The organism is bacterium (assembly GCA_026708055.1).
Classification (GTDB): Bacteria; Actinomycetota; Acidimicrobiia; order Acidimicrobiales; family CATQHL01; genus VXNF01.
This window is the reverse complement of record JAPOVS010000047.1, coordinates 1-12,178: the sequence shown is the minus strand read 5'-3', so window position 1 is coordinate 12,178 and position 12,178 is coordinate 1. Positions and strand designations below refer to the sequence as shown.

15 protein-coding genes are annotated in these 12,178 nt (G+C 72.5%); all 15 read left to right on the top strand.

The window, feature by feature from the left end; genetic code table 11:
• The first annotated feature begins 13 nt into the window (after nt 1-13).
• Nucleotides 14-250: a Trm112 family protein gene (locus OXG55_10120; GenBank protein ID MCY4103598.1), complete on the top strand. Its 237-nt coding sequence runs from the start codon at nt 14-16 to the stop codon at nt 248-250.
• Nucleotides 247-1,311: a bifunctional phosphoglucose/phosphomannose isomerase gene (locus tag OXG55_10115; protein MCY4103597.1), complete on the top strand. Its 1,065-nt coding sequence runs from the start codon at nt 247-249 to the stop codon at nt 1,309-1,311. Before OXG55_10120 ends, OXG55_10115 begins: the two co-directional genes overlap by 4 nt.
• A complete protein-coding gene (gene ahcY / locus OXG55_10110) occupies nt 1,308-2,768 on the top strand; it encodes an adenosylhomocysteinase (GenBank protein ID MCY4103596.1) in 1,461 nt (486 codons plus the stop codon). Before OXG55_10115 ends, ahcY begins: the two co-directional genes overlap by 4 nt.
• Nucleotides 2,769-2,826: 58 nt before the next feature.
• Nucleotides 2,827-3,504: a dienelactone hydrolase family protein gene (locus OXG55_10105; GenBank protein MCY4103595.1), complete on the top strand. Its 678-nt coding sequence runs from the start codon at nt 2,827-2,829 to the stop codon at nt 3,502-3,504.
• The gene (locus OXG55_10100) at nt 3,501-4,205 is read left to right on the top strand and encodes a 4-carboxy-4-hydroxy-2-oxoadipate aldolase/oxaloacetate decarboxylase (GenBank protein MCY4103594.1); all 705 of its coding nucleotides are present in this window, start codon (nt 3,501-3,503) and stop codon (nt 4,203-4,205) included. The genes OXG55_10105 and OXG55_10100 overlap by 4 nt, the downstream gene beginning before the upstream one ends.
• Before the next feature lie 16 nt (nt 4,206-4,221).
• Nucleotides 4,222-5,025, top strand: coding sequence for a DUF1932 domain-containing protein (locus tag OXG55_10095; GenBank protein MCY4103593.1), 804 nt, complete (start codon nt 4,222-4,224; stop codon nt 5,023-5,025).
• A 58-nt stretch (nt 5,026-5,083) separates the two neighbouring features.
• Nucleotides 5,084-5,806 carry a 5-oxoprolinase subunit PxpA gene (gene pxpA / locus OXG55_10090; GenBank protein ID MCY4103592.1) on the top strand — a complete coding sequence of 241 codons (723 nt, stop codon included), beginning with the start codon at nt 5,084-5,086 and terminating at the stop codon, nt 5,804-5,806.
• Complete coding sequence (locus tag OXG55_10085) at nt 5,803-6,063, top strand: acetyl-CoA carboxylase (GenBank protein ID MCY4103591.1); 261 nt, start codon at nt 5,803-5,805, stop codon at nt 6,061-6,063. Before pxpA ends, OXG55_10085 begins: the two co-directional genes overlap by 4 nt.
• A gap of 67 nt (nt 6,064-6,130) precedes the next feature.
• Nucleotides 6,131-7,018 carry an allophanate hydrolase subunit 1 gene (locus OXG55_10080; GenBank protein MCY4103590.1) on the top strand — a complete coding sequence of 296 codons (888 nt, stop codon included), beginning with the start codon at nt 6,131-6,133 and terminating at the stop codon, nt 7,016-7,018.
• Nucleotides 7,008-7,976, top strand: a complete 969-nt coding sequence (locus tag OXG55_10075; protein MCY4103589.1) for a biotin-dependent carboxyltransferase family protein — start codon at nt 7,008-7,010, stop codon at nt 7,974-7,976. The genes OXG55_10080 and OXG55_10075 overlap by 11 nt, the downstream gene beginning before the upstream one ends.
• Nucleotides 7,973-9,004 carry a biotin synthase BioB gene (gene bioB, locus OXG55_10070; GenBank protein ID MCY4103588.1) on the top strand — a complete coding sequence of 344 codons (1,032 nt, stop codon included), beginning with the start codon at nt 7,973-7,975 and terminating at the stop codon, nt 9,002-9,004. Before OXG55_10075 ends, bioB begins: the two co-directional genes overlap by 4 nt.
• A gap of 5 nt (nt 9,005-9,009) precedes the next feature.
• Entirely contained in the window at nt 9,010-9,222 is a 213-nt protein-coding gene (locus OXG55_10065) for a hypothetical protein (GenBank protein MCY4103587.1), read from the top strand.
• The gene (locus OXG55_10060; protein ID MCY4103586.1) at nt 9,222-10,556 is read left to right on the top strand and encodes an adenosylmethionine--8-amino-7-oxononanoate transaminase; all 1,335 of its coding nucleotides are present in this window, start codon (nt 9,222-9,224) and stop codon (nt 10,554-10,556) included. Before OXG55_10065 ends, OXG55_10060 begins: the two co-directional genes overlap by 1 nt.
• Nucleotides 10,553-11,701, top strand: coding sequence for an 8-amino-7-oxononanoate synthase (locus OXG55_10055; GenBank protein ID MCY4103585.1), 1,149 nt, complete (start codon nt 10,553-10,555; stop codon nt 11,699-11,701). Before OXG55_10060 ends, OXG55_10055 begins: the two co-directional genes overlap by 4 nt.
• The coding region (locus tag OXG55_10050) for a dethiobiotin synthase (GenBank protein ID MCY4103584.1) at nt 11,698-12,178 on the top strand (481 nt) is incomplete at its 3' end. The genes OXG55_10055 and OXG55_10050, both read left to right, overlap by 4 nt.

The following is a 12,178-nucleotide window of genomic DNA, read 5'->3' as shown; positions in this document are numbered from 1 at the left end:
ACCCACTGGAGCGATGGTGCTCGATCCCCGACTTGTGGAAATCCTGGCCTGTCCCGAGGACAAGGGCCCCCTGCTGTACTTCGAGGCGGACGGCTTCTTCTACAACTCCCGCCTGCGGCGGCGCTACGAGGTCGAAGACGGCATCCCGATCATGCTGATCGACGAGGCGACCACGCTGGACGAGAGCGAGCATGCGCTCGTCATGGAGCGGGCCGCCGAGGCCGGCATCACGGAGAACTTCACGCCGTGAGCGAGCGCACTCCTGCTGACACCCTCGGCATGTTCGCCGCCACGGCGTCAATGCCCGAGCAGATCGCCGCCGGGGTGGAGGCCGTCGCCGACACCGGGTTGGCAACCGGGATCGCCGACCCCGACGCCATCACCAGCGTGCTGGTTCTGGGCATGGGAGGCAGCGGCCTGGTCGGGGACTTCCTGGCCGTGACGGCGGGCCCGTTCATGTCCCTGCCGGTGGTGGTCGTCAAGAACTACGTGCCGCCCAGCTACGTCGACCGCCGCACCCTCGTGCTGGCGGTGTCGTTCTCCGGCGAGACCGAGGAGACACTGTCGGCCGCCGGCATCGCCGCCGAGCGGGGCGGGCAGATGGTGGCCGTCTGCACCGGAGGCCGCCTACGCGCCCTGGCCGAGTCGTGGGGAGCCCCGGTGCTGGCGGTCGATCCGTCGATCCCCATGCCGCGTGCGGGTTTCGCCGCCATGGCTGCGCCGGTGCTGGCGCTGCTGGAGGACCTGGGCTTCTTCCCGGGCGCCAGCGAGTGGCTGGCGCGGGCGGCCGAGCAACTGCGCCGGCGCCGCAGCCAACTCGGCGAGGACTCCAACCCGGCGCTGCGGCTGGCGCGCGAGATCGAAGGTACCATCCCCGTGGTCTACGGACCCGGCGGGATCGGCGAGGTGGCGGCCCGGCGCTGGAAGGCGCAGTTCAACGAGAACGCCAAGACGCCGGCGTTCAGTGCCGCCCTGCCCGAGATGACCCACAACGAGATCGCCGGCTGGGGCGCCTTCGACGAGCTCACGGCGCCCGCCTTCAGTGCCGTCCAGCTCCGTCACGACTTCGAGCCCCCCCAGGTGGCGACCACGTTCGACTTCCTCGACGATCATCTGACCGACGCCGTGCGCGAGGTCTACGAGGTGCGCGCCGGCGGCGACGGGCCGATCGCCCAGATCATGGACCTGATGCTGTTCGGCGACTACGTGTCGCTGCACCTCGCCGCGCTGCGGGGCATGGATCCCGGCCCGATACCCGCCATCGCCGAGCTGAAGGCGGCACTCAGCGGAACGGGGGGAGTGGGGGCGTGACGCCCGCCGGCGGCGACTTCGCGGTCGCCGACCTGTCGCTGGCGTCGTTCGGGCGCAAGGAGATCCAGCTCGCCACCCACGAGATGCCGGGGCTCATGGCCCTGCGGGCCCGCCACAGCGACGCCAAGCCGCTGGCGGGCGCCCGCATCGCCGGCTCGCTGCACATGACGGTGCAGACGGCGGTGCTCATCGAGACGCTCTGCGAACTCGGCGCCGAGGTGCGTTGGGCGTCGTGCAACATCTTCTCCACCCAGGATCACGCCGCCGCCGCGGTCGCGGTGGGGCCCACCGGCACCGTCGCCGATCCCCGCGGCGTGCCGGTGTTCGCCTGGAAGGGCGAGACGCTGGAGGAGTACTGGCGCTGCACCGAGCGGGTGCTGCGCTGGCCCGACGGCGGCGGGCCGACGCTGATCCTGGACGACGGCGGGGATGCCACGCTGCTGCTTCACGAGGGCCTGGCGTGCGAGCGGGCCGGCGCCGTGCCCCGGCCGGATCCCGACGACAGCGAGGACCGCTCGGTGGTCCTCGCCACGTTGCGCCGGATCCTCGAGGAGGATCCCGGCGCCTGGGGGACGGCCGCGGCCGCGGTGCGCGGCGTCAGCGAGGAGACGACCACCGGTGTGCACCGGCTGTACCGCATGCAGCGGGAGGGCACGCTGCTGTTCCCCGCCATAAACGTCAACGACTCGGTCACCAAGTCCAAGTTCGACAACCTCTACGGGTGCCGCCACTCGCTCATCGACGGCCTCAAGCGGGCCACCGACGTGATGCTCGGCGGCAAGCTGGCGGTCGTCTGCGGCTACGGCGACGTGGGCAAGGGCTGCGCCGCGGCTCTGGCCGGCCAGGGGGCACGTGTCGTCGTGACCGAGGTCGACCCCATCTGCGCCCTGCAGGCCGCCATGGAGGGCTACCAGGTCGCCCGCCTCGAGGACGTCATGAGCACGGGCGACATCTTCGTCACCGCAACCGGCTGCCGCGACGTGATCGGTGCCGAGCACATGGGGCGGATGAAGCACCAGGCCATCGTCGGCAACATCGGCCACTTCGACAACGAGGTGGACGTGGCGGGCCTCGAGCGGCTGTCGGACGTGCAGCGGGTGCGCGTCAAGGACCAGGTGGACGAGTACGTCTTCCCCGACGGGCACTCGGTGATCCTGCTGTCGGAGGGGCGCCTGCTGAACCTGGGCAACGCCACCGGGCACCCCAGCTTCGTGATGTCCTTCAGCTTCACCAACCAGGTTCTGGCGCAGATGGAACTGCACGCCAACGCGGAGGCCTACCGGGACGCCGCCGGGCGCCCGCAGGTGGTGAGGTTGCCGAAGCACCTCGACGAGGAGGTGGCCCGGCTGCACCTCGACGCCCTGGGCATCCGGCTCAGCCGCCTCACCGACGAGCAGGCCGACTACCTCGACGTGTCGCCGGAAGGCCCCTACAAGCCCGACCACTACAAGTACTGACCGCGGGCCGGACCGCAGAGCCGGACCGCCGTCCCGACGAGCCCAGGAGGCAGCAGCCATGATCAGACTCACCGCCGACGACGGCCACGAACTCGACGCCTACGAGGCCGGACCCGCCGACGCTGCGGCCGGCATCGTGGTCGTCCAGGAGATCTTCGGGGTGAACGCCCACATCCGCGACGTGGTGGACCGCTACGCGGCGCTGGGCTACCGGGCCGTGGCCCCCGCCCTGTTCGACCGCCTCGAGCGGGGGGTGGAGTTGGGCTACACGGAGGAGACCGTCGCCCAGGGCCGGGCGATGCGCGGCGCCATCGACTGGGACGACACGGTGCGCGACGTGGGCGCAGCGGTCGATTGCCTCGCATCCAACGGGCCCGTCGGCGTGGTGGGCTACTGCTACGGCGGCAGCCTGGCCTGGCTGGCGGCGAACGCCCTGCCGGTGGCCGCCGCCGTGGGCTACTACGGCGGGCAGATCATCCAGTTCACCGACCGCGCCCCGCAGGCCCCGGTGCTGCTGCACTTCGGCGAGGTGGACTACATGATCCCCCTGAGCGACGTGGAGGAGATCATGCGGGCCCACCCCGCCGTGCCGGTGCACGTCTACCCGGGCGCCGACCACGGCTTCAACTGCGACGCCCGCGACTCCTACCACCCCGAGGCCGCGGCGCAGGCCCTGGAGCGCACCCTGGCCTTCCTCGCCGACGCCGGTGTGCGCCCCTCGGAGGATCGGCCATGAACCCCACCGTCGTCGTCCGCAACGTCGAGCGGGCTCCCCGCGACTTGCTCGAGGGATTCCTGGAGGTCGATACCTCCACCGTGCATGAGGCCATGGGCCGGTTCGGCTTCGCAGGGGCCCATATCCGCCCCGTCCAGCAGGGCGCCCGGATAGCTGGCTCGGCCATCACCGTGCTGGTCCATCCCGGCGACAACATCATGATCCACGCCGCCATCGCACTCCTCGAGCCGGGCGACGTGCTGGTGGTGGCCAGCACCGCGCCCTCCACCAACGCTCTGTACGGGGAGCTCATGGCCACCTCGACGGTCGCCCGTGGCGGGGTGGGGCTGATCACCGACGGGGCGGTGCGCGACGTCGACGCCATCCGCGACATGGGATTCCCCGTGTGGTCGCAGCACATCGGCTGCCAGGGCCCCATGAAGACCACGCCCGGCTGGGTGAACGTGCCGATCACCCTCGGCGAGCAGGCCGTCCATCCCGGCGACGTGGTCTGTGCCGACGATACCGGTGTGGTGGTGGTGCCGCGGCTGCAGGCCGCCGAGGTGCTGGAGGGCGCCCGCAAGCGGATGGCCGCCGAGGAGGTCGTCCGCGAGCGATTCGCCGCCGGGGAGCTCTCCCTGGACGTCGCCGGCCTCGGCGCCAAGCTGGCCGAACTCGGGGTTGTCCACGTCGAGAGCCTCGAGGACCTCAGCGGCGGCTGATCCGCCGGATCGGCCCGTGGCTGCGCTGGATCTGACCGTCGGAGTCTTCGGCCTCGGCGAAGCCGGTTCGCTGATTTCCGCCGATCTGGCCTCTGCCGGCGCCGCCGTCACCGGCTACGACCCCGCCCCGCAGGACACGCCGGCGGGGGTGCTGCGCGTCGCCGAGCCGCGGGCGGCGGTTACCGGTGCGGAGTTGGTCCTGGCGGTGACCGCGGCGGCGGACTCCCTGACGGCGCTCACCCAGGCGCTCGACGCCATCCCCGCCGGCGCCGTCTACGCCGACCTGGCGACCGCCTCGGCGCAGCGGAAGCGGGACCTGGCCGAGGTGGCGGTGGGCCGATCGCTGCGGTTCGTCGACGTGGCCCTGATGGCCATGGTGCCCGGCAACGGCCTGTTCGGGGCTTCGCTGGCCTCCGGTCCGGGCGCGGCGCGCTACGTGGAGCTGCTCGCCCCCATCGGCGTGCCGGTGGAGTGGGTCGGCGAGGAGCCGGGCACCGCGGCGACGCGCAAGCTGCTGCGCAGCGTGGTGATGAAGGGCGTGCCGGCCCTGATGATCGAGTCGCTGCGCGCCGCCGAGGCGGCCGGCCTGGCGCCGGAGACCTGGGACAACCTCATCGATCAGATCGGCTCCGCCGACGAGCGGTTCATCCGCACGCTCCTGGAGGGCACGGCCACGCACAGTGCCCGTCGCACCGCCGAGATGGAGGCGGCGATCGAACTGCTGGAATCGCTCGGCGTGGACCCCGTCATGACCCGAGCCACCACCGAGCGCCATCGCCGGATGCCCGCCGAAGGACTGCCCGAGCTGCCCGGGCCCTGATCGGCTGCGCCGTCTAGCGTGGGACACGCGGGCGAGCAGGGAAAGGTCGAGGGAGGGCATGGTTGCCATCAACTGCGACATGGGTGAGGGCTACGGCATCTACCGCTGCGGCGACGACGAGGCCATCATGCCCTACGTCGACATGGCCAACGTGGCCTGCGGGTTCCACGCCTCGGACCCCAGCGTCATGCAGCAGACCGTGCGGCTGGCCAAGCGCCACGGCGTGCAGGTGGGGGCGCATCCCTCGTACCCGGACCGCCAGGGCTTCGGCCGCCGGGCGATGGCCATGGACCCCGAGGAGATCACCGCCTCGATCATCTACCAGGCCGGGGCGCTCAGCGGGTTCCTGACCGCCGAGGGCATGCGACTGGGCTACATCAAAGCCCACGGCGCCCTCTACGGCCAGGCCGCGGGCGACCGTGACGTGGCCGCGGCGATCGCCGCCGCCGCCGACGCCCTGGACACCGCCCTGCTGGGCATGGCCAACACGACACATGAGGAGGTCTGGGGCGACCGGCCCCAGGGCTTCTTCGCCGAGTACTACTCCGATCTGGAGTACGGACCCGACGGCAGCCTCATCATCACCCGGCACCACGCCGCCGTCGACCCCGCGGGGGCCGCCGCCGGCGCCGTGCGGGCCGTCACCGAGAACGTGGCCATCGCCGTCGACGGCAGCGAGATCCCGATGCGGGCCGACATCGTCTGCGTCCACTCCGACACCCCGGGCGCGGTCGAGGTGGCCGCCGCGGTGCGGTCCGCCCTCGCCCCGTACCTCTCGTGAGCGGCGCCGAGCGAGCTCTGACCGCGGACATACGGTCCCCGCTGCCCGGCGTCTTCTACCGCCGGCCGTCGCCGGACTTCGACCCCTTCGTCGAGGTCGGCAGCCCCGTCGAGCCCGACACGACCGTCGCCCTCGTCGAGGTGATGAAGCAGTTCTTCGAGGTGAAGGCGGGCACGACGGGGACGATCGCAGCCGTGGCGGTCGCCGACGCCGAGATGGTGGATGCCGGCCAGGTGCTCTTCACCGTCCTGCCATGAGCCGGGCAGCGTTCGGCCGGCGCCGGCGGACCGGCGAGTGCAGCCCGGAACGCGGGAGCAGGTGCAAGTGAGCGGCCGCGCCGTGCGGCGCAGCTTCGGCGGGGACGACCACATCTTCGTCGAGTTCGACGAGGAGATGAACCTCGCCGCCAACTTCCGGGCCATGGCGGTCACCGCGACCCTGGCCGAGCGGCGGATCGACGGCGTGATCGACATCTGCCCGGCCAACGTCTCCTACCAGGTCCGCTTCGATCCCGACCGCCTGGCGCCGCAGGACCTCGTGGCCGAGCTGGAATCGATCGAGACCGCCGTCGGCGACGGCACGGGCTTCGATCTGCGGACCCGCATCGTCGAGGTGCCGATCCTCTATGGCGACCCGTGGACCCGGGAGACCGCTTCGCGGTTCCGGGCCAACCGCCAGGATCCCGACGCCACCGACCTGGAGTACGCCGCCCGGGTCAACGGCTTCGACTCCACGGAGGGTTTCGTCGCCGCCCACTCGACCTCTCCGTGGATCGCCTCGATGGTGGGATTCGTGGCCGGGCTGCCGTTCCTGTTCCAGATGGTCCCGCGTGCGCGCCAGCTGGAGGTCCCCAAGTACCTCTCGCCGCGCACCGACACCCCCCGCCAGACGATCGGCCACGGCGGCTGCTTCGGGAGCATCTACTCGGTGCGGGGCGCGGGCGGGTACCAGATGCTGGGCATCACGCCGGCGCCGATCTACGATCCGACGCAGACCCATCCCGACTTCGCGGACTCCCTGGTGTTCTTCGAGCCGGGGTTCATCGTCAAGTACGCGCCCATCGATCGGGAGACCTACGACGAGTTGACGGCGCAGGTGGAGACCCGGCGGTTCCGCCTCCGCCAGGCGCCCGTGGAGTTCTCGCTGGGGCGCTTCCTGGCCGATCCCGACGGCTACAACCGCGGGCTCACCGAGGCTCTCGATGGTCGTTAGCGTCCTGCAGCCCGGCCTCGCCACCACCATCCAGGACACGGGCCGGCCCGGCTACTACAACGTGGGCATCCCGCCGTCGGGATCGCTGGACCAGTACTCGTCACTGGCGGCGAACCTGCTGGTCGGCAACGGCGAGGAGGCGGCCGTTCTGGAGTGCACCTACATGGGGCCCGAACTGCGCTTCGACCGCCCGGCGACGGTGGCGGTCACGGGCGCCGACCTGCCGCCCCTCCTCGGCGGCGAGCCGCGCCCGGCCTGGGAGAGCTTCGCCGTGGCAGCGGGCGAGGTCCTGTCGTTCGACTACCTCCGATCGGGGGCCCGCGCCTATGTCGCCGTGAGCGGCGGTTTCGACGTCCCCGCGGTGCTCGGCAGCCGCTCCACGTACGCCCTCGGATCCCTCGGCGGGCTGGAGGGGCGCGCCCTCGCGGCCGGCGACGAGTTGCCGATCGGTGACGCCGAGGGTGTCGGCCCCGGACGGTGCGTGCCCGAGGCCCTGCGCAGCACCCATCCCCGCCACCGTGAGATCAGGGTGATGATGGGCCTCTACGACCACCGCCTCACCGACGAGGGCCGCCGGACGTTCGCCGGGGCCACTTGGCGGCTCACCACGCTCGCCGACCGGACCGGGTTCCGCTACCGCGGGGCAACCCTGGAGTTCCGCGAGCGGGTTGCGCCCTTCGGCGCCGGCAGCGATCCTTCCAACATCGTTGATGCCCCGTACCCCATCGGATCGATCCAGATCCCCGGCGGTGTCGAGCCGATCGTGCTGCACCGCGACGCCGTGTCCGGCGGCGGCTACGTGATGGTGGCCACCGTCATCAGCGCCGACATGGACGACGTCGCCCAGTCGGCGCCGAACAACACCACCCGCTTCGTCGAGGTCGACCTCGACGGTGCCCTGGAGGCCCGTCGCCGGCGGGCGGACCGGTTCGAGGCGCTCCGCGAGGCGCTGGCATGACGGCTGCGGGGACGGCCGGTGCCGCCGGCGGCGCCCGCTCGTTGCTGCGCTCCGCCGAGGTGGCGCTCATCGACGAGCGCCGGCTGCTGGAGCCGGGGGAGCTGCGGGCACTGGCCACCCTGGACGACGAGCAGGTCCCGGCGCTCACCGCCTTGGCGCATGCGGTGCGCCTGGCGTGGTGCGGCCCGACCGTGGAGATCGAGGGCATCCTGTCGGTCAAGACGGGAGGCTGTCCCGAGGACTGCCACTTCTGCTCGCAGTCGACCCGCTTCTCCGAGACCTTGCCGGCGACGCCGTTCCTGGACGTCGACGAGGTGCTGGCGGCGGCCCGGGAGACCGCCCGCACCGGCGCCAGCGAGTTCTGCATGGTGCTGGCGATCCGCGGACCCGACGAGCGCACGCTGCAGCGGCTCATCTCCCTGGTGCCGCTCATCGAAGCCGAGACCGGGCTCAACGTGGCCGTGAGCGCCGGGATCCTCAGCGAGGACCAGGCCCGGCGCCTGGCGGAAGGCGGCGTGCACCGCTACAACCACAACCTGGAGACCTCCCGCAGCTTCTTCCCCAACATCGCCACGACCCACACCTGGGACGAGCGCTACGAGACGTGCCAGCTGGTGCGACGCCACGGCATGGAGCTGTGCTGCGGGGCGCTGCTGGGCATGGGGGAGACCCTCGATCACCGGGTGGAACTGCTGGGCCAGCTCCAGTCGCTGGACCCGACCGAGGTGCCGCTGAACTTCCTGAACCCCCGGCCCGGCACGCCGCTGCAGATCCGCCGGCCGCTGCGGCCGCTGGCGGCGCTGCGCTGGATCGCGCTGTTCCGCCTGGCGCTGCCGGGCGTGATCCTCCGCTACGCCGGCGGCCGGGAGATCACGCTGCGGGAGTTCCAGGCCATGGGCATGACCGCCGGCATCAACGCCCTGATCGTGGGCAACTACCTCACCACGCTGGGGCGGCACCCCGACGAGGACCTCCGGATGCTGGAGGACCTGCAGATGCCCATCGGCGCCCTCACCGGCGTGATCTGAGCGCCATGAGCGGGGCGTACTGCCCGTGGTGCGGCACCCGCGACTGCGGCGGTTGCCGGCGGCCCCCGTTCGAGGCGCCCCGCTACTGCGCGCAGTGCGGGCAACGCTTCCGGTTGACCGTGCATCCGACCGGCTGGGAGGCCCGCTGCCGCCGCTGCCAGAGGGGCACCGGTTCCGCCGAGGTCCGGGAGACGGTGCGGCTGCCCGAGGGGGGCTGATGGCCGGCGGCGGGCCGGGTGCCGGGCGGGCGCGCCGCAGCGGCCAGAGGTGGGACTACCGCGACCTCGTCGAGCGGGATCGCCGGCACCTCTGGCATCCCTACGCCCCGATGCCCGCGGCGATCCCGCCGGTCCCCGTGGTGGCCGCTGCGGGGACCACCCTCACGCTGGCCGACGGGCGCCGGGTGATCGACGGCATGTCGTCGTGGTGGGCGGCGATCCACGGCCACGGCCATCCCGTTCTGGACCGGGCGGTCCGCACGCAACTGGAGACGGTCGCACACGTCATGTTCGGCGGCATCACGCACCCCGCAGCGGTGGAGCTGGCCGAGCTGCTCGTCGAGATCGTCCCGCCGGGGCTCGAGCACGTCTTCCTCGCCGACTCCGGCTCGGTGTCGGTAGAGGTCGCTATCAAGATGGCGCTGCAGTACGCCCGCGGCACCGGAGAGCCCGAGCGCACCCGGCTGCTGACCGTCGCCTCGGGCTACCACGGCGACACCCTGGCGGCCATGTCGGTCTGCGACCCGGTGACCGGCATGCACAGCATGTTCGCCGGCATCCTGCCCGACCAGCTCTTCGCCCCGGCGCCGGGGCCCCGCTACGGGGAACCGTTGCGTCCCGAGCACATCGCCGGGTTCGCCGATCTGCTGGCCCGCCACCGGTCCGAGATCGCCGCGGTCATTCTCGAGCCGGTCGTGCAGGGCGCCGGCGGGATGCGGTTCTACTCGCCTGACTACCTGGCGGAGGTGCGCAGGCTCTGCGACGAGCATCACGTCCTGCTCATCGCCGATGAGATCGCCACCGGCTTCGGGCGGACCGGCAGGCTGTTCGGCTGCGACCACGCCGCCATCAGCCCCGACATCATGTGTGTCGGCAAGGCACTCACCGGGGGCTACCTGTCCATGGCGGCGACACTCTGCACCGCAGAGGTGGCCGCCGGGGTCAGCGCGGCGGAGTCCGGTGCACTGACGCACGGCCCCACCTTCATGGGCAACCCGCTGGCGGCGGCCACCGCGACGGCCTCGATCCGCCTGCTGCTGTCGCGGCCCTGGGAGGCCGAGATCGCCGCGATCGAGCAGTCGCTGCGGGCGGGACTTGAACCGGCCGCCGCCCTGGCCGGGGTCGCCGAGGTTCGGGTTCTGGGGGCCATCGGGGTGATCGAGACCACGGATCCGGTGCCGGTGGCCGCAACCCAGGAACTGCTGGTGGACCGGGGCGTGTGGCTGCGGCCCTTCGGGCGGCTGCTCTACGCGATGCCGCCCTACATCAGCAGCGACGAGGAGCTGCGACGCATCACCGGCGCCATGGTGGCCGCCGCCGAGGCACTGCCGTGACCGGGCCGGATGCCCCCGGCAGCGGGGGCTTCGACGCCTGGGCGAGCGAGCAGATCGCCGCGCTGTGCGCCGCCGACCGCTGGCGAGAGGTCCGCACCTTCGACGCCCGCGGGCCGGTGGGGCGCCTCGGAGACCGGGATGTGGTCTCCTTCGCCTCCAACGATTACCTCGGGCTGTCGTTCCATCCCGCCGTGATCGCCGCGGCCCACGCCGCGCTCGACCGCTGGGGAGCCGGCGCCACAGCCAGCCGGCTCGTCGTCGGCTCGCGCCCCGTGCACGCAGAACTCGAGGCCGAGCTCTGCGACTGGAAGCAGACCGAGCGGGCGCTGGTCTTCCCGACGGGCTACGCCGCCAATCTGGGCGTCCTCGCCAGCCTGGGAGCCCCGGACTGCCTGATCGTGAGCGACGAGCTGAACCACGCCTCGATCATCGACGGCTGCCGCCTCAGCCGCTCGCCGATCGCGGTCGCCCGGCACAACGACATCGACCACGTCGACCGCCTGCTGAGCGAGACCTCGTTGCCGAGGAGGATGGTCGTCGTCGACGCGGTCTTCTCGATGGACGGCGACGAAGCCGACGTGGCCGCGCTGGGGGAGTGCTGCGCCCGCCGCGGGGCGCTGCTGGTGATCGACGAGGCCCACGCGGTCCTCGGCCCGTCACTGGCCCCGCTCACCGGCTTCGACGGTCTGCGGGTGCTGCGGGTCGTCACCCTGTCCAAGGCGCTGGGCACCGTCGGCGGGGCGGTGTGCGGCCCGGGTCCGTTCATCGATCTGCTCCTCAACCGGGCGCGCCCGTTCATCTTCACCACCGGGCCGGCGCCGGCCGACTCCGCCGCCGCGCTCGAGGCCATCCGCATCGTCCGTGGCCCCGAGGGGGACGCGCTCGTGGCGCGCCTGCGGGGCCACGTCGACCGCCTGCGGCCCGGACATGGCTCCCCGATCGTGCCGATCCTCGTGGGCGGCGAGGCGGAAGCGCTGCGAGCCGCCGAGGCCCTGATGCAGCGGAACCTGCTCATTCCCGCCATCCGCCCGCCGACCGTGCCGCCGGGCACCTCGCGGCTCCGGGTGGCCGTGTCGGCCGCCCACACCGACGACATGGTCGGGCGGCTTCTGGAGGCGCTGGCGGCGCTCGGACTGGGACCGTGACCCGACCCGCCACGCTCATCGCCGTCGCGGGCACGGCCACCGAGATCGGCAAGACCTGGGTCACCGCCGGGGTCGTCGAAACGCTCCGCGGGCGGGGACTCTCGGTGAGCGCCCGCAAGCCCGTGCAGTCCTTCGACGCCGACGAACTCGGCGCCACCGACGCCGAAGTGCTGGCCGCCGCCGCCGGCGAGGCCCCGCAGGCGGTCTGCCCGGTGCACCGCTGGTATCCCGTGCCGATGGCCCCACCGCTGGCGGCGACCCTCGCCGGTGCGGCGCCGCCGACGCTGGCCGACCTGCTGGTCGAGCTCCGCTGGCCGTCGCCGGCGCCGGACCTCGGCTTCGTGGAAACGGTGGGCGGCGTTCGGTCGCCGCTCGCTACCGACGGCGACTGCCGCGACCTGTTGCGCGCCCTGCAGCCCGACGGCGTCCTGCTCGTTGCCGGCGCCGGGCTCGGTGCCATCAACGATGTGCGGCTGG